A 16,818-nucleotide genomic window follows, 5' to 3' on the forward strand; every position below is an offset into this window, starting at 1 on the left:
AAATTCGACTTTATTAATTCTTTTGCAATGATATTGTCATAATTAATCTTTGTAATAAGCCTGTCATAACAACAAAACGGTTAAACCGTTACAGATTTTAAGGGTATTGCGCTGTGAAAGATGACTATATTTTAATTGTCGATGATGAGCTACCGATCCGCGAAATGATCCATACCTCTTTAGATATGGCAGGCTTCCAATGTTTACAAGCAGAGGATGCCAAACAAGCGCATCAGATTATCGTTGATCAGCGTCCTGCGCTTATTTTGCTGGATTGGATGCTACCAGGTGGTGTGAGTGGTGTAGATTTATGCCGCCGTCTCAAACGCGATGAGAACTTGGCAGAGATTCCTGTAATCATGCTGACTGCACGTGGTGAAGAAGACCATAAAGTACAAGGTCTTGATGCAGGTGCAGACGATTACATGACCAAGCCATTTTCAACCCGTGAACTGGTGTCTCGTATCAAAGCAGTGTTACGTCGTGCCAATGCATTGAGCGGTGAGAAAGTGATTGATGCCAATGGCTTATTACTTGATCCTGTTAGCCAGCGCGTCAGTTTCGGCAACAGTATTTTAGAGATGGGTCCAACTGAATATCGTTTATTGGCCTTCTTTATGACCCATCCTGAGCGTGCCTATACACGTGCTCAACTCCTAGATCAAGTCTGGGGTGGTAATGTCTATATTGAAGACCGTACCATTGATGTGCATATCCGTCGTTTACGCAAAGTGTTAGAGCCTTTTGGTGTCGATCGTTTTGTGCAAACCGTTCGTGGCACAGGTTACCGTTTCTCGACACGAGCAGATTTAGCAGTAGGTTAAAAATCCTTTATGTATGAGCCTTACCCCGTCCCTGAACTGGCACGTGAACACCAACGTTTTCGCTATAGCAGTTTATGGACCTTTGCAAAGCAAGATTTAAGACTGTTACTTTTTTTCTTATTGATTGCGAGCTTAGTCGGATTCGGGGTGGGTTACTTCTGGAGCTGTATTTTTGTCGCCTTTGTGCTGTTCTTCATGCTACAGCTCCGCTCGCTTTATCTGGTGAATGAATGGATTTCCAATCGGCCTTATGATGTCCCTCCAAATCTAAATGGGATCTGGGGCGCATTGCTGTTCAACGTCTACCGTGCACAACGGCAAGAACGCATTGTTCAAGCTGAAATGGTAGGTTTGATTGATCGCGCGCAATCTTCTTTGGTGGCATTGGCCGAAGCCGTGGTTTTAATTGATGATCAACATCAAATCGAATGGTGGAATCCTGCCGCTGAAAAACTGTTAGGGATTAGTCCCTTGGACCGTGGCCGCAATTTATTGTCGATTTTGCGCCAACCCAGTTTTATTGAATATTTTAACCACAGTGATCAATCTCCTGATGGTATCCGTCTGCAAGCACAGCTGGATGAAGATCGTTATGTGCAAGTCAAACTGACCCGCTTCGGTGGAGAAAGTCGCCTATTGGTCGCTTATGACACCACACGAGTACATAATCTCGAGCAAATGCGTAAAGACTTTGTTGATAATATTTCACATGAATTACGTACACCGCTTACCGTACTCAGTGGTTATATCGAAACTTTTATTGATCAAGACGATATTACCCCGCGCTGGAAACGTGCTTTCACACAAATGCAGTCACAAACCAAGCGTATGAATGCTTTGGTTAATGATTTATTGTTGTTATCTAATTTAGAAAATAATAAAAAAGTCGCGAAAAATCAGATCATTGATATGGCCAATCTGATGAACCAGATCTTTGATGATGCTCGTGCCTACAATCTCGATTATGGGCATACCTTAAATCTAGATATTGATAGCCATTGCGACCTGATTGGTTCTGATATCGAAATTGCCAGTGCATTCAGCAACTTAATCACCAATGCGATTAAATACACCCCTGCAGGCGGTATTATCACCATTGGCTGGCATGAAGATGGTGATCATGCGTACTTTACCGTACAGGATAATGGTATTGGGATTAACCCAAAACATTTGCCGCGTCTAACAGAACGTTTCTACCGTGTTGATAGCGCACGTAGCCGTCAAACGGGTGGAACCGGACTTGGATTGGCAATTGTGAAACATGTGTTAATGCAACACGGCGCACACTTAGAAATTACCTCTAAAGAAAATGAAGGTTCGACCTTTACTGCTGTGTTCCCGAAAGAACGCTTATACCGCATGATTTAAACCCGAAGGGAACTGCCAAGTTCCCTAAAATATGATGTGATCATTCCACTAAAACAATATAATAAATTGTTGTTTCATTTCATTATTTCTATTTTTTGATATCATTCTCATGCTAAATATCCCTTTTCTTCGCGCTTGTATTTTCTTACTTGGGCTCAATACGCCTTTGGCAATTCACGCTGCACCGACTGATCCACTGATTGGGACGTGGAAAGTCGTGGATGAACGTACGGGTTCTTACCTGTCAGATATCGTCATTCGCAGGCATTCTGCAACCGAGCAATACAGTGCTGTGATTGTCAAAATGTATCCTTCTGCCAAGGAGGCTGCACCCACTGTATGTACAGCATGTACGGGCACCTTAAAGAATCAACAGATGATCGGCATGGAAGTATTAACAGGACTGAAAATGCTCAATCAAAACGAGGAATTTGGACAAGGCGTTTGGCTCAATCCTTATGATGGTCAAAAATACAGCCTGAGTGGCCGTTTAAGTAAAACAGGTAAAATGTTGAGTATCAATGCCAAAAACCCAAGCAATAATAGTTTCCGCAATATGACCTGGATTCGACTTTAATGATTTAAATTCAGTCACAGTAATAATTTATATTTCACATAAAAAAGAGTGCAATTTATGCACTCTTTTTTATGAGTTTAACGATAAAACTGTCAATTAAGCGCTGGTTTTGGCACTCATCGCTGCTGGCTCAAGCAAATGGCTGGGTAAACCAAAAATATGATCAAAAAAGTAATTATAAACAAAGGTATAACATGGAATCAGCACCATCAAACTAAAATCCAACAAGAAGGCTTTGACTAAACTGATCTGCATCCACCAAGCAATCAAGGGAATCAAAATCATCACCAAAACAATTTGAAAGCCAATGGCATGTGCTACACGTCTGAGTACTGTCCTTTTTTTTGATGTCTGCTTCTTTTCCCACATCTCAAACACAGCGTTATAAAAGAAATTGACCGTCACTGCAATCACCGCAATCAAGATCGATAAAGGTCCTGTATGGCTGATGGTGGTGCCCGAAAGCACTGCCAGCACCATTGCACAGATAAAAAAGCTAAAAACTTCATAGAAAAATACATAAGTGACTCTTCTCTTAGTTCCTTGCATGACCACACCTTAAAATCAATAATGGGTGGATTTTACGCCTTAAATTTGATAAAAAAAGTCAATCGTCATCAGATTTACTGACAAGGAAATTGCCATGAAACTCAGCCGTGAGCAGCTTGAACTGATTCTTGAGATTATTGATCGTGGTAATTTTTCTGCAGCAGCACGCGCCTTAAATCGAGTGCCGTCCGCAGTTAGCATGGCGATTGCCAATCTCGAAGCAGAATTGAATTTAAAATTGTTTGAACGCAGCAAAAATCATCTTGCCCCCACCGAAGTCGCGCTTTCAATCGAACCGCATGCCCGACTAATTGTGACCAAATTACGTCAGCTCGACCTGCATCTGACTGAACTTTCAACGGGACTCGAGACCAGTCTTTGTATTGGCATCGCTGCAGATGTGAATCAAAAGTTTTTATTGGCAGGGATTGAACAGCTGATTCAACGTTATCCCTTGTTAAATATTGAAATGGTCAACGCACCACAACAAGAGCTCAAAACACGGCTACACCAGAACGAGATCGATCTCTATATCGCTTATAGCTCATCACAACTCGATAATAATGAACGTTTCCGCTTACTGGGCATGGAACAATTTGTTGCAGCCGTTTCACCGAAAGATGCGCAACAACTCAAAGCACATAATAAAAATGAACTCACCATGTTATCTGAACTCAGACAGATTATTGTGGCCAGCAAGCATTATCCATTACCTGATAGTCGGGTATTGGTCTCGGATTCTTATTGGTATAGCGATAACTTATCCATGGCGATTGATATGGTGGAACAAGGCTTAGGTTGGGGTAATTTTCCCCTTTCCGTGGTGCAAACACATTTTGCCAAACAAAGTCTGGTGCGCTTAGCTTTTCTCGATACCACCAATGGGCTGGATATGCCGATTCATGCGATTTGGCCAGCTTATAAACCACTGAGCAAATCCATGCAACTGTTGATTGAGCTATGGGAAAAACAAATCAATATTAAATAAAAAAGCCCGACATCCGAGTCGGGCTTTTTCGTATTCCTTTCATTAGATACAACTCCTGTCATATCTCACGTCCTGATGCGCAAACTTATCATTCTTGTTTTATGTTCTGGAACTTCCTGTTCCTAATGAGTTCATCTTAGGCAATTCAATTGAGTCTGAAAATGGGACATTGCCCTGAATTGGTGTAAGAAAAAGCGTACATGGTTTATGTTTAAAAATCTGACAAGGAATATCTAAGTCACTCATAAAGAATCTATCTTATTTTAAATCAATGGCTTTTGTAGTTTTTTAATATGGTCTAAATAAGTATTGAATTTAAATTTTTTCATTAATGTTCCTGCGCATTACAGCTCTTCGCTTAAATAAGAGTATTGCAAAAGCTAAATTTATCTATATTTTTAGAATAAATCTAAAGCTTTGGAACAGTATATGAATATTTTTCCTTTTCCATTTCAAGTGACTGACTGGGATAAAATAGAATCGGTAGAATACCGTGGAGAAACTGGAAAAGCGTATTGGAAAACACAATACTTTGGTGAAGAAGGAAATAAAATTAGAGTAAGAATTGTAGAATATTCAGCGAATTACTTAGCTGATCATTGGTGTGAAAAAGGGCATATTCTATTTTGCTTAGAAGGTGAACTTGAAAGCAGATTAAAAGATGGAAGGACGTTTATTTTAACTCAAGGAATGAGCTATCAGGTTGGTGATCATGCCGAACCGCACCAATCCTTCAGTTTAAATGGAGCTAAATTACTCATTGTTGATTGAGTTAAGATTATGTGGCTCATGTAAAAGACATAAGAGTTAATCTTAAGCCTTAAGTTCAGTGATACACCTATTCACTGCAATTCTGTTGGTTATAAAACAACAAGCCAACGCACTCAAACACTTGTTAGATTTGCAATAAAAAAGCCCGACATCCAAGTCGGGCTTTTTCGTATTCCTTTCACTAGATACAACTCCTGTCATATCTCACATCCTGATGCACAAACTTATCATTCTTGTTTTATGTTTTGGAACTTCCTGTTCCCGATGAGTTCATATTAGGCAATTCAGCCTTAGCTGAAAATGGGACATTGCCCCTAATCTGTGTAAGAAAAAGCGTACACTGCTGAGCTTTCTCACCCTTTAAAAAGTCAGTGATCATATGGAACTGAGTACGGAAAATTTATCAATCTCCCAATAAATCAATAGTCTGCTCTGTCGTCATCACACCCATATACTGATCATAGCTTTGTGCCAGTAGACAAATCACTACAGCAGCAATCAAGGTCAAAATCTTATTTCTGATTGTCATCGTCATCGACCTGAATCAAGGATCTATAAAAAAGGTATAAGATTTCTTCCATCTAATCTAATATAGAAAAAACAAGCACTGATCTAATTTTGAGATATGTGGACATTCAAACAATTCAATTATCTAATCACAATTGTTGAAACTGGGGGTTTTATTGCTGCCTCGGAAAAGCTATTTATTGCTCAATCGGCCCTAAGCAGACAAATTAAAAATTTAGAAGAAGAAATAGGTTTTGAAATTTTTGATCGATCTGAGAAGAAAATTAGACTCACACCTGCAGGTGAAGCACTGTATAAAAGTTTAAAAACCAATGTCGATCATTTAAAAAGTTCAATTGTCAGTGCTCAAAGTATCAGCCGTGGTGAAGGTCGAATCATTAAAATTGCCCATTCCAGTAGTATTGTGTTGGATCAAAACAAGTTGGAAATCTTTGAGCAACTCTGTGATACCCATAATATTGATATCGAAATGAATACTCTATCCTCTGAATTACAGCTTGAATATTTGTTGAATGGGACAATTGATCTGGGTTTTATTCGCCCCCCGATTTATCATAATTTAAAGGATGTCAATTCGATCAGTTTATACACTGCCCCCTTATATGTTGCTGCCCATATCGCAGACCCATTATTAAGTGAAAAAGAAAGTATATCGATCCGTGAATTGGAGCCATTAAATTTTGTTTCTGTACCGCATAAAGCCCGTGGTGGCTTAAGTTATTTAGCAGCCAATTTATGTTTGGTTAATGGTTTTAGTCCGAAAAGAACCAGAATCTACTCAAGAAAAAGATCTCAACTGGAACTGGTCGCCAATGGTTTTGGCGTTTGTATTGTGCCTGAAGAATTTAAAGTGATTTTGCCCAGCAATGTCAGACTGATTCCGATTCAGGACGAGCACACACTCAGCGAGGTGAAACTCATTTGGAAAAAGGATGAAGACTTCATCGTTGAACGTTGTGCAGCCTCGATTCATGCTTATTATAGTGCCAAGCAGGTGAGCTAAAATTGACTGAGTTTAGCTCAAATGAAAAAAGCCCGACATCCTGTCGGGCTTTTTCGTATTCCTTTCACTAGATATAACTCCTGTCATATCTCACGTCCTGATGCGCAAACTTATCATTCTTGTTTTATGTTTTGGAACTTCCTGTTCCTGATGAGTTCATATTAGGCAATTCGACTGAGTCTGAAAATGGGACATTGCCCCTAATCGATGTAAGCAAAAACGTACATGGATTTTTAGTTTATTAATTAAATGAAAATTACTTATACAAAATATAATTTTTTCAAATTGATCTTTCTAACAGTTCTTTAGATTGTTTAAAAATAGGATATTGATTCTAAAAATAAATTCAAAAGATTTCACATAGTGGTCATTAGGTTAAGTATAAGGGAATTTGCTCATTTGTAATTACGAATACCCCTATATAAAATATTTTTACCAATTTTTCTATACTGGTGTTGGATTTTACTTGACTATTATAATCAATCCTCCCTTTTCTCTAATCTCTTTAATTTCACTGGTGAAAAATCCAACTATCTATCAGCTAGTCACTAAATATTTTATTAATGCCTTACTTCTACAATAATTTTTTGGGTAGATAGATTATCTAATAGTTGATTTATTTCCGACTTGTTTTGACTATCAAGATTTGCATCCCACTCATCTAAAAACAAAATATTTTCAGGCTGACTATATAACTCCTTTATTGTTTGTATTGCAAGTTGCCCCGTTGAAAGAGCTTTACCATCAACTCCCCACATTAAAAAATTATGGCTAGCTGGCATTAAGATTGCTTTTTCACCAAATAAATTTTTTAAATAATAAAGTAATGTTGTTTTTCCTGAGCCATTACTCCCCCTTAAAGTAAACCTTCCATTTGAGGCCGCTTCAATCATATTAAATGCATCTTTATAATCGTATATTTTTTCTCCATTAATGGTAATATTACCAGATGTGGCTGTATTAATTTTTTTGTCTAAAAAATCTTCAAATGAAAACAAAACCTTGAAATGCGCATTCATAACAGGTAGCTCAATCAATAAATGTAATAATGAATTTAAAGAGCTTAAAATATTGAAAATCCTTGTAAGGTTTACAATTATAGCCGCAATAACAGCAGCATCTTCGTATCCATTAAATATAATATGATAAATCAAATAAGCTGTAGGTATTAGAGCTACTGCGGCTAAAAGCCCATTGATGGACTGTTTTAAAATTTGCAAATAAATTGTACTTTTGTAATAATTTTCAGATTCTTTATCTAAATTAGATCTCCATATATTTGTGTTTATTTTATTTTTAAGACTTAAATTGCTCCATCCCTTAGCCAACAAAGAACTATAGTTAATGAATTTAAGTTCTGAATCTACAGCAGCATGATCTAATTTTTTATGGCTTAAAAAAATAATAATAAAACTTAAAAGCACACTAATTAAATAACCCCCTACAAGTTCAGATGGTAACAATAATCCAATCACAAACATACTGAATATGCTATTTAGTAAAAGGCTTAAAGCATCATGAATAAATACAAAATAGCTACTTATTGTTCCAAATGAATTTCTTGAGATAATTGAATCAAACTTGTCTTTTAATTTTATATTCTTAAATTGTGCTGGAAAAAAGAAAGGACCTTTAATTAATATTTTAACAAAATCAAAATGGGCCTTATTTATCCATTTTTGCATGCTTATAAATGACAAAAATGCCGGAATATAAGGAAATAACATGCAAAAAAAATACATCATTAAATTGTATTTAAAATCAACTTTACTTTGATAATTTTGGATTAGCAATGTCAAATAATATACAGACAATGCTATAAAAAATTGATGTATTCCGATCAAAGAAAGCGTTACAGTCGCTTCCTTTTGAAAGAACATTCTTTTTAAAAAATAATTCTTTTTCATAGTCTTCTAAAAGTTCACAATTGAATTTTCAACATTAGTTAGAATATTTTTCGCTCTTTCTTGGAGAACTATTTGTCCTTTATTTTCATTTATTGCAATAGTGTGCTGCAAAGATTTTATCGCAGTTTTAATTTGATTTATTAACATCTGTGTCGGAGGATGTACCTTTGGCTTTACAGGATGTCCTGTAACAGAATCTCTAAACAATATTATTTCTAATGAAACGACAATACTGTGCAAAACTTTATCTACTGGGCGAGGTTTTTTTAGAATTGCAGATTCGGCCCAATTCTCTTTTTTTAATATCGTGTCATAATCATAATGACCATAACGTTGCTCATCAATAAACATACAATGATGTGTTAATTCATGTACCAAAAATTCTACAACATCAAATAGTGGGTAAGTTTCTTTAGGGTTAGCCCATATCAAACCAATTCCATCTGTAGATGAACCTCCTCTGGTACCATGGGAGGGAAGAATGAAAATATCTGTTATGATCATTTGTAGCAATGAATAATGATCAGAAGAAAAAAGCCCTAGTTCCTCTAATGCATTTTCAACTTTTTTTCTTTTTAACCCTGAATCTATGCTTTCCTCAATTATTATTATTGAAGCTTGTCCCATATCATCTAATGTTGATTGAACTTCTCCATTGAATTCTTTAGCCATAGCAGAAGATTTTTCAAAGTTATCAGTTATTACTAAATTTTCAGAATCACTCGCCTCTCTACCCTGTGTTTCTTTCAAATACCGACGATACATAGTTTTAAGATCTGAAATAGATGAAAGATTTTTTGTATCACCTGCATATTTTCTTGCCATCATTAATACTATATTTTGAATTTGTTCTGATATGCTTGTTTGAAGAATCATTTTTTCACCTTTATTATAAATAACTATAAAAATCAGAGACTCCTTAGAGCCTCTAATTTTACTGATGCTACGCTATAACCCTATTTTTGAGAGAGTGTAGAGGCATAACATCAATTATTAGTATCATTAACCATATCATCATAGGCGATCATACGAAGAGGAGGCCGGGGTGGTATTGGTATAGGGTTAGGACAAGAACCACCAGGACCACCTTGTCCTGGTGGGCACACTGCTTCACGTTTAAATATTTTTTCAATATCTTCTTCTGTTATTGATGCTATGACTTGATCAAGTAGTAGATCTACTGCGTTATTTTGCAACGGCATAATTACTTACCTCTTATTTATATTGTTTTGCTCTACATTATGTAGAAAAATAAAATTAACACGAATAATAATAATAATCATTAATATTTAGTAATTAAGATCAATCTGTATAGCTTATTTGTCTATTCTGTCAAATCAAAGATATAATGTCTGCTTAAAATTATAGGAAACTTCTCTTTAGTAAATTTAAGGAAGTTAACTTTATAAAGTATTTTAAGGTCTTAATTTTATTAAAATTAACATAATACAACTTATGCGAAGTAGGTAAAAAAAAGCCCCTTAAAGTTTTAAGGGGCTTTTTTTAAAATCATATCTAAATTAAACCGAATGACCTAATCGCTCACCCATCACCACCGTCGAATTGGCTTTAAACTGTTCTTCCCAAACCATTTTATCTTTTTCAAATAAAACCACAGCGGTTGAACCTAGGTAGAAGCGACCTAACTCGGCACCTTTCTCCAATTTCATTTGGTGATGCTGCAATTCAACTTTGCCCGATGGTTTTACTTTGCCTGTCGCAACCGTTTCAATCCCAGCCACAATCATTGCCCCAACTAAAACCACCGCCATACGACCCAGTTCGGTATCAAATAAGCACACCATACGCTCATTACGTGCAAACAAACCTGGTACGTTTTCAGCCGTGGTTTGATTGACTGAGAACAACTCGCCCGGAATATATAAGGTTTCGGTCAATGTCCCTGCCAATGGCATATGGACGCGGTGATAATCTTTCGGCGATAAATACACGGTTGCAAATTGACCATCAATAAATGGTTTCGCCAACTGCGGATCACCAATCAATTTTTCAGCAGAAAAGCTTTGGCCTTTGGCTTGAAAAATATCACCCGCTTCGATTTTACCCAGTTGCGAAATCGCACCATCCGCAGGACAAACAATGCTATCCGCTTGCTCATCAATACCACGGACACCATCTTTCAATGCACGAGTAAAAAACTCGTTGAAAGATTTATAGTGTTGCGCATTGCTTTGTTCAGCAATGCTCATATCAATGCCGTATTTTGCTTTGAACGCTTGAATAACAGCAGTTTTTACCAAAAGATTTTCACTTGCGGCAACCTTACCCACAACACGGCTGAGTTGATGTTGCGGCACAAGATTCTGTGCTTTGATAAATAATTGTTTTTTTAAATCTGCTGCAAAACTCAAGACGGTGACTCCCCTGAAATAATAGGACTATCGAGGCGATTGCCCCATTCACTCCACGCACCGTCATAGGCTCTAACTTGCCAGTTGAGCAATCTTGCCAAAATATACGCCAAGCCAGAACGGTGATGAGACTGACAGTACACCACCACAGGTTGTTGTAAATTAAAGCCTAATTGTTCTAAACGTTGTTGTGTGCGTTCAAGCGGGTGTAATTTTAGATGATTTTCACGGTTTAGGGCAGTACTCCATTCAAAATGCAGTGCATTTGGAATGTGACCGCCGCGTCGCGCAGCCAAGCGCAAGCCTGTATATTCCTCGTTGGTACGGCAATCCCAGAGCTGAATATTGTCTTGTTCGACCTGTTGTAACAATTCGTGATATTCAATTCGATGCTGTTGTACGGTATCTAAATCGATCTGGAACAGATCCGCAACGGGTTTTACTGGATCAACTTCAGCTGTGGTCGGCAAACCTGCCCCCAACCAGCCATGAATGCCACCATTAATCAAACTGGTGCGGTTAAAACCAAGGCAATGTAAATTCCAGATCAAACGCCCTGCCCAAGCTCCACCTTCATCGTCATAGACCACGACATGATGCTGAGGTGAAATATTTAATTTTTCGATTAAAGCCTGTAAGCCTACTAAATCAGGCAATACCCCATTGGCTTGTTCTTGTTGTGCAACCAAGTATTTAGGCTGTAAATGAATCGCATGAGGAATATGCAGTTGTTCATATACCGAAGCTCGGCTTAAATCGACAATCCGAATCAACTCGCTACCCAAATACGGCACCAGTTGTTCAGGCTCAATCAGTAAACCCAGTTTAAAATCTACGTCAGTCATGGTTATGCTGTTTTATCATCCGCATTGGGGATGATATTAACATAGCCGACTTTTTATCTTTGTCTGATTTTTTGCATTGATTTAGCAGAAAAATAGATATACCGTCTGACGAATATCCATAATGCTTTTGAGATTTAATATAACCTATCTCATGAAATTGGATCCTCGAAAACGTCATCCACAACCTGCGAAATATCTACAAGATATTGTTTCTGCGAAATATAAAATAGAAGAAGGAAATGAACAGGTTTTGTGGATGACAATGGTTTTGCCTACTTTTCCCGAAAGAAAAGTAGGTCGAACCGAAGGTTGAACCTAATATTTTAAAAATGCCCAGTAAGATACCGCCATCACCATCCTCTAAACTTGTTTGCTTAGACATTAACTTCGTTCTCTTCAATATCAAACACCTGACGCAAATACGCCAAGAACGTATCATTATCCGTCATGGTCTTACCCGGACTATCCGAAATCTTCGCCACCGACTGACGATTACACTCCACCAATTTCAATACAATATTCAAAGGCTTCTGCCCCATATCATTGGTCAAATTGGTGCCAATCCCAAAACTTACTTGGAAACGATCTTTAAAATACTGATGCAATGACCATGCTTTTTCTAAATTCAAACCATCACTAAAGGTCAACATCTTGGTCTTGGTATCAATCTTGAGTTTGCGATAATGCGCATAAGCCTTATCACCCCACTCATACGGGTCACCACTGTCGTGACGTAAACCATCAAACAACTTGGCAAAATACAAATCAAAATCACGCAGGAAGGCATCCATTCCCACCACATCGGTCAGGGCAATACCTAAATCCCCACGATACTCTTGCACCCACGCTTCCAATGCGGCTTTTTGGAAATTACGCAAACGTACATCAAGTGCTTGAAAAGCCTGTAGAAACTCATGTGCCATAGTACCAATTGGACTGATCCCCAATTGCTTGGCCAATAATACATTACTGGTGCCTCGGAATACTTTGGGTGCCGCAGCCTGAAAGGCTTGCACCACATGCTTTTGCCATTCAAAGCTATAACGGCGGCGTGTGCCAAAATCAGACACTAAAAATGGTGGTTCTTTATCTTGTTGTTCTTGGGCGTAGTGCTGTAACTGTAGCAATTTCTGTTGCAGGCGGCGTTCACCCTCAACCAATACCTCATCGCTACGGATACGACGGAAATACAATTCATTGACGATAGCCAAGACAAAAATCTCAAACATCATCGCCTGAACCATAGGGCCTTCAATTCGGATATCTAAACGCCCAGCCTCATCAATACTCGCTTGGATAAAACGACGTTTGAGTTGGAACAGTTCCAGATAATCAACAAAATCACTTTTAATAAAGCGCAATGAACGCAAGTACTGTAATTCATCTTCTGCAAAACGCAGTTCACACAGCAAATCCAGCTGCTGATTCAAGTCATCCAAAATATCAACTAAAGGATAAACCGTATCTTCTAAATTGCGGCAACGAAATAAATAAACACTATGCGTTTGCGGAAACTGATGCAACACCACCTGTAACATGGTGAATTTATATAAGTCGGTATCCAGTAAAGATTGAATAATTGCTGTAGACATGACTGAATTAGGATCTATTCTATTTCAAGCATTAAAGCATACTTTTATCCAGAAATGAGACTGTCTACGACGATGGATATTTTTCTCAAAATCATCTGATTTGGTGTCCTTTTAAATTCAATAACTTAGAGCAATAGCAGAGTTTAGTTGGAGAGCTCAGCCTGAATCTGTTTTAAACGTTGTTGTTGTCCGAATTGAATTGCGAACTGTTCTGCGGTGAGCTGTCCCGTTTTCTCTGCATTGAGGTCGCAGTCTACCTGACGTAATTGTTTGGCAATGCCCCATTCAGCTTTGACAATCGCCCCCATTAAGGCCGTATGTCCACGCTTGTCTCGTAGACAGCGATTGGCACCTTGTTGGATCAAAATATTAACCGCTTCTTTTTGCCCATAATAGCTCGCCATCATCAATGCGCTATAACCAGAGTGATCCTGTACATCGATCGGGAAACCATGCTTTAAAAACTCTTGTAAAACATCAACATTGCCTATTTTGGCCGCAGAGAAAAATAGCTCAACCACCTCCTCTGATCCTTTGTCTGGGACAGATGGAGTGTCTGCATTGGCAGAAACAGAGAAACTGCCAAAAAGTAGGCTGATCGTGAATAATAAAGACCGAAAATGAAGCACTATTAACATCCAATTAAAAGTCTAAAAAGGAATGCCTGTAACACTCGCCCTAGGTGCAGGAAAGGCTATTGAGGTTACAGGACTTTCTGGGGGTAACATTCAGGCACCTGTTACCACATGCTACATGCTAAAAGTACTTATTCGTCTTTCAATTGCGCTGCTTTCGCTTGAGCATTTTTAAGATTTACACCTACGGCCTTAGCAAGACGTGTCCCGTAATCTGCATCAGCTTTATAGAAATAAGACACCATAAGCGTTTTGGTCTCTACATCTTTGACTTGTCCGAGGTCTGCGGCAAGATTACGGATCAAGTCATTTTTTTCCGTTGCTGAATAGCTCCGATATACCTCACCTGCCTGTTTAAATGGCTGCTCTTTTTGAATCGCCTGTTGTAAAACCGTTCCTTGCAAAGGTGTTGCGACCGCTCTTGCAATCTCCGTTGAAGGTTTAGGCTCTATCGTGCTTGGCTCATAATTGACCTGAGACTCTGTTTGCCCCATGTTCATAAAACCTTCTTGGTTGTTGTTATTCACCGCAACCCGAGGACGATTCACTGGAATCTGTTGATGATTGGCACCTAAACGATATAACTGTGTATCCGAATAAGAGAAGATACGGCCTTGTAACAAACGGTCTTCCGATGGCTCAATCCCAGGAATTAAGTTACCTGGAGCAAATGCCGATTGTTCTGTTTCCTGGAAGAAGTTCTTCGGCATACGATTCAGGGTCAAGGTTCCGACTTTGACTTCAGGCACTAGATCATTCGGCCAGATTTTGGTTGCATCTAATGGATTAAAATCAAATTTATCCAAATCTTTTGGATCAAGTACCTGAATATACAAATCCCATTTCGGATAGTTTCCAGCATAAACATTTTTGTACATATCATTGGTCAAGTGGTTCCAATCACGACCTTGAACTTCACGCACCTGATCGAGATTCAGACCTTTCACACCTTGTTTCGAACGCCAGTTGAACTTAACGTACTTATATTCACCTTTGTCGTTATAGAGTTTAAATGCATGCACCCCAAAACCATCTAAAGTACGATAGCTTTCTGGTGTGCCTAAATTTGAATAGACATAAGTCAACATATTGATTGACCATGGCTGGCTTTTTAAGAAATCAAAAACTCGGTTCGGATCTTGGACATTGGTGACAGGATCAGGCTTCATCGCATGTACAAAGTCAGGAAACTTGATCGCATCTCGGATAAAGAATACAGGTAGATTATTGCCGACCAAATCCCAATTGCCCTGATTTGTATAGAACTTCACGGCAAAACCATGCGGGTCACGTGCGGTTTCAGGCGAGCCTTTAGGATGGATCACCGTTGAAAAGCGGACAAAAACAGGGGTGGTTGCGCCTGCCTTAAACACAGATGCGACGGTTAAATCAGACAAATCTTTTGTTGCGACGAAATCACCGTATACACCGGTACCACGTGCATGCACAACACGCTCAGGAATACGTTCACGGCCAAAACGTTGTAATTTTTGAATCAGTTGTACATCTTGCAGTAACGTTGCGCCATTCGCACCGGCTGTCATGGAGTTTTGATTATCACCTACAGGTGCACCGTTGTCTTTTGTTAAAGGTGCTGCATACGCGGTGCCAAGCGTTGCTGCCATTATCGTAAATAAAAAAGTTCGCTTAAACATGCTATTAAATCCAAAATCTAAATACCTTTCCTGCAAGGGGACTATACAAAGATTTGAACAATAGATAAAAAAGATAATTTTAATGAAGTAAATCGAAAAATAAGATTAAGGCCAACCAAGCATCTTGCTGGGGTCGGTGTAGAACAACCAAATCTGTTAGACTGTTGCGCTGATTCAATACCGATCTTCATTTTTATGCGCGCATTAATTCAACGTGTCCTCGAAGCCAAAGTTGTGGTTGAAGGGCAAATCACTGGCGAAATTCAACACGGCTTATTGGTGTTTTTAGGTTTAGGCAAAGAAGACACTTTAGAAAAAGGCCAAAAGCTGATTGATAAGATTTTGAAGTATCGTATTTTTGATGATGAGCAAGGCAAAATGGGCTGGAATGTCAGCCAAGCCAATGGTGGGATTTTATTGGTTTCACAATTTACCTTAATGGCACACACCCAAAAAGGCTTACGTCCTGACTTTGGACCCGCCATGCCCCCAGCAGAAGCCAAAGCTCTGTATGAACAATTGGTTGAATATGCACAACAACAATTCGACCATGTGCAAACAGGCATTTTTGCAGCGGATATGAAAGTTCATTTAATTAATGATGGGCCAGTCACTTTCAATTTAGAGATTGAATAATTCTAGGCAATAAAAAACTCCCGATTTGGGAGTTTTTTATGTCAGCTTATTTGCCAGTTTTTTCTTTAATAAAGGCACGTGCTTGACGGATTTTTTCTTTAACTGGTTTTGGCACTTTAGGTGGAATCAATTTCGCCGCTTGGTTGAACCACACCAATAAGCTAAAGTCACCTTCCATTTTGATGCTGCCATCTTGCATACCCGTCATAAATGCGGTCGGGTCACCTTTCAACAAAGTTTTAACACCTTGCTCGCTTGATGCAAATTGTAAAATAAAATCTGCTTTTTCTGGGCTGCCTGCAACCGTATCAATCTTGCCACGATTCACAAGAATCTGACGGGCAAAACCTAAATCTGTACCAATCTGAATACGAAATTCACGGTCATGCACCAATTCAATAAACTTTGGGCTGGTACGTGCCAATTGCTTCATACGTAACGCCAAACCTGCCACTAATAAATCAAGTGGATCAGTACTTACATCAACGATAGGTAACTTAACCACAGGTAAAGAAGAAAGCTTCATGACATTTATGCCTACAGTATTATGATGAAAATTAAGACAACC

At 38.6% G+C, this 16,818-nt stretch carries 18 protein-coding genes; 7 read left to right on the forward strand and 11 right to left on the reverse strand.

Going from position 1 to position 16,818, the window contains the following annotated elements; all coding sequences use genetic code 11:
* Nucleotides 1-113: 113 nt before the first annotated feature.
* The 3 genes from phoB to F896_RS17070 all read left to right on the forward strand — a co-directional run bounded on the left by phoB (nt 114) and on the right by F896_RS17070 (nt 2,769).
* On the forward strand, nt 114-824 hold the full coding sequence (gene phoB / locus F896_RS17080; protein ID WP_004803505.1) for a phosphate regulon transcriptional regulator PhoB: 711 nt from the start codon (nt 114-116) through the stop codon (nt 822-824).
* Nucleotides 825-833: 9 nt separating this feature from the next.
* Nucleotides 834-2,192, forward strand: a complete 1,359-nt coding sequence (gene phoR, locus F896_RS17075) for a phosphate regulon sensor histidine kinase PhoR (RefSeq protein ID WP_016162465.1) — start codon at nt 834-836, stop codon at nt 2,190-2,192.
* 109 nt (nt 2,193-2,301) lie between these two features.
* Nucleotides 2,302-2,769, forward strand: coding sequence for a DUF2147 domain-containing protein (locus F896_RS17070; protein ID WP_016162466.1), 468 nt, complete (start codon nt 2,302-2,304; stop codon nt 2,767-2,769).
* A gap of 96 nt (nt 2,770-2,865) precedes the next feature.
* Here F896_RS17070 and F896_RS17065 read toward each other — a convergent pair whose 3' ends face one another.
* Entirely contained in the window at nt 2,866-3,318 is a 453-nt protein-coding gene (locus F896_RS17065) for a PACE efflux transporter (protein ID WP_016162467.1), read from the reverse strand.
* Nucleotides 3,319-3,412: 94 nt separating this feature from the next.
* Between F896_RS17065 and F896_RS17060 the strand changes: the two genes are divergently transcribed.
* Together F896_RS17060 and F896_RS17055 are read left to right on the forward strand one after the other, a co-directional pair.
* A complete protein-coding gene (locus F896_RS17060) occupies nt 3,413-4,306 on the forward strand; it encodes a LysR family transcriptional regulator (protein ID WP_016162468.1) in 894 nt (297 codons plus the stop codon).
* A gap of 429 nt (nt 4,307-4,735) precedes the next feature.
* Entirely contained in the window at nt 4,736-5,077 is a 342-nt protein-coding gene (locus F896_RS17055) for a DHCW motif cupin fold protein (protein WP_016162469.1), read from the forward strand.
* Between the two features lie 403 nt (nt 5,078-5,480).
* On the opposite strand, the gene F896_RS21325 is transcribed toward F896_RS17055, so the two are convergent.
* Nucleotides 5,481-5,606 (reverse strand): hypothetical protein, encoded by a 126-nt coding sequence (locus F896_RS21325; protein WP_016162470.1) that lies wholly within the window; start codon nt 5,604-5,606, stop codon nt 5,481-5,483.
* A 96-nt stretch (nt 5,607-5,702) separates the two neighbouring features.
* Here F896_RS21325 and F896_RS17050 point away from each other — a divergent pair, with 96 nt between their 5' ends.
* Nucleotides 5,703-6,608 (forward strand): LysR family transcriptional regulator, encoded by a 906-nt coding sequence (locus F896_RS17050; protein ID WP_016162471.1) that lies wholly within the window; start codon nt 5,703-5,705, stop codon nt 6,606-6,608.
* Nucleotides 6,609-7,168: 560 nt separating this feature from the next.
* Here the strand turns inward: F896_RS17050 and F896_RS17045 are convergent.
* The 8 genes from F896_RS17045 to F896_RS17010 form a co-directional block, all read right to left on the reverse strand.
* Complete coding sequence (locus F896_RS17045; protein ID WP_016162472.1) at nt 7,169-8,515, reverse strand: ATP-binding cassette domain-containing protein; 1,347 nt, start codon at nt 8,513-8,515, stop codon at nt 7,169-7,171.
* A gap of 6 nt (nt 8,516-8,521) precedes the next feature.
* A complete protein-coding gene (locus F896_RS17040; protein ID WP_016162473.1) occupies nt 8,522-9,391 on the reverse strand; it encodes an aKG-HExxH-type peptide beta-hydroxylase in 870 nt (289 codons plus the stop codon).
* Between the two features lie 110 nt (nt 9,392-9,501).
* Entirely contained in the window at nt 9,502-9,717 is a 216-nt protein-coding gene (locus F896_RS17035) for a hypothetical protein (RefSeq protein WP_016162474.1), read from the reverse strand.
* Between the two features lie 318 nt (nt 9,718-10,035).
* Entirely contained in the window at nt 10,036-10,887 is an 852-nt protein-coding gene (gene asd, locus F896_RS17030; protein ID WP_016162475.1) for an archaetidylserine decarboxylase, read from the reverse strand.
* The gene (locus tag F896_RS17025; RefSeq protein WP_016162476.1) at nt 10,884-11,732 is read right to left on the reverse strand and encodes a sulfurtransferase; all 849 of its coding nucleotides are present in this window, start codon (nt 11,730-11,732) and stop codon (nt 10,884-10,886) included. Before F896_RS17025 ends, asd begins: the two co-directional genes overlap by 4 nt.
* A 374-nt stretch (nt 11,733-12,106) precedes the next feature.
* Complete coding sequence (gene pncB / locus F896_RS17020; protein WP_016162478.1) at nt 12,107-13,324, reverse strand: nicotinate phosphoribosyltransferase; 1,218 nt, start codon at nt 13,322-13,324, stop codon at nt 12,107-12,109.
* Nucleotides 13,325-13,467: 143 nt separating this feature from the next.
* Nucleotides 13,468-13,953, reverse strand: coding sequence for an ankyrin repeat domain-containing protein (locus F896_RS17015; RefSeq protein ID WP_032881997.1), 486 nt, complete (start codon nt 13,951-13,953; stop codon nt 13,468-13,470).
* Nucleotides 13,954-14,090: 137 nt separating this feature from the next.
* Complete coding sequence (locus tag F896_RS17010) at nt 14,091-15,614, reverse strand: catalase (protein ID WP_016162480.1); 1,524 nt, start codon at nt 15,612-15,614, stop codon at nt 14,091-14,093.
* Nucleotides 15,615-15,809: 195 nt separating this feature from the next.
* Between F896_RS17010 and dtd the strand changes: the two genes are divergently transcribed.
* Nucleotides 15,810-16,250 (forward strand): D-aminoacyl-tRNA deacylase, encoded by a 441-nt coding sequence (gene dtd, locus F896_RS17005; RefSeq protein ID WP_016162481.1) that lies wholly within the window; start codon nt 15,810-15,812, stop codon nt 16,248-16,250.
* Nucleotides 16,251-16,296: 46 nt separating this feature from the next.
* Here dtd and F896_RS17000 read toward each other — a convergent pair whose 3' ends face one another.
* Complete coding sequence (locus tag F896_RS17000; protein WP_004657026.1) at nt 16,297-16,776, reverse strand: hypothetical protein; 480 nt, start codon at nt 16,774-16,776, stop codon at nt 16,297-16,299.
* Nucleotides 16,777-16,818: the final 42 nt, after the last annotated feature.

Origin of the sequence: Acinetobacter genomosp. 15BJ, assembly GCF_000400715.1 — a bacterium.
Classification (GTDB): domain Bacteria; phylum Pseudomonadota; class Gammaproteobacteria; order Pseudomonadales; family Moraxellaceae; genus Acinetobacter.

What these genes read in the sequence shown, in the direction of transcription:
- phoR (WP_016162465.1), top strand. Translation starts at nt 834, where the DNA reads ATGTATGAGCCTTACCCCGTCCCTGAACTGGCACGTGAACACCAACGT.
- F896_RS17070 (WP_016162466.1), top strand. Translation starts at nt 2,302, where the DNA reads ATGCTAAATATCCCTTTTCTTCGCGCTTGTATTTTCTTACTTGGGCTC.
- F896_RS17065 (WP_016162467.1), bottom strand. Translation starts at nt 3,318, where the DNA reads ATGCAAGGAACTAAGAGAAGAGTCACTTATGTATTTTTCTATGAAGTT.
- F896_RS17060 (WP_016162468.1), top strand. Translation starts at nt 3,413, where the DNA reads ATGAAACTCAGCCGTGAGCAGCTTGAACTGATTCTTGAGATTATTGAT.
- F896_RS17055 (WP_016162469.1), top strand. Translation starts at nt 4,736, where the DNA reads ATGAATATTTTTCCTTTTCCATTTCAAGTGACTGACTGGGATAAAATA.
- F896_RS21325 (WP_016162470.1), bottom strand. Translation starts at nt 5,606, where the DNA reads ATGACAATCAGAAATAAGATTTTGACCTTGATTGCTGCTGTAGTGATT.
- F896_RS17050 (WP_016162471.1), top strand. Translation starts at nt 5,703, where the DNA reads ATGTGGACATTCAAACAATTCAATTATCTAATCACAATTGTTGAAACT.
- F896_RS17045 (WP_016162472.1), bottom strand. Translation starts at nt 8,515, where the DNA reads ATGAAAAAGAATTATTTTTTAAAAAGAATGTTCTTTCAAAAGGAAGCG.
- F896_RS17040 (WP_016162473.1), bottom strand. Translation starts at nt 9,391, where the DNA reads ATGATTCTTCAAACAAGCATATCAGAACAAATTCAAAATATAGTATTA.
- F896_RS17035 (WP_016162474.1), bottom strand. Translation starts at nt 9,717, where the DNA reads ATGCCGTTGCAAAATAACGCAGTAGATCTACTACTTGATCAAGTCATA.
- F896_RS17025 (WP_016162476.1), bottom strand. Translation starts at nt 11,732, where the DNA reads ATGACTGACGTAGATTTTAAACTGGGTTTACTGATTGAGCCTGAACAA.
- pncB (WP_016162478.1), bottom strand. Translation starts at nt 13,324, where the DNA reads ATGTCTACAGCAATTATTCAATCTTTACTGGATACCGACTTATATAAA.
- F896_RS17010 (WP_016162480.1), bottom strand. Translation starts at nt 15,614, where the DNA reads ATGTTTAAGCGAACTTTTTTATTTACGATAATGGCAGCAACGCTTGGC.
- dtd (WP_016162481.1), top strand. Translation starts at nt 15,810, where the DNA reads ATGCGCGCATTAATTCAACGTGTCCTCGAAGCCAAAGTTGTGGTTGAA.
- F896_RS17000 (WP_004657026.1), bottom strand. Translation starts at nt 16,776, where the DNA reads ATGAAGCTTTCTTCTTTACCTGTGGTTAAGTTACCTATCGTTGATGTA.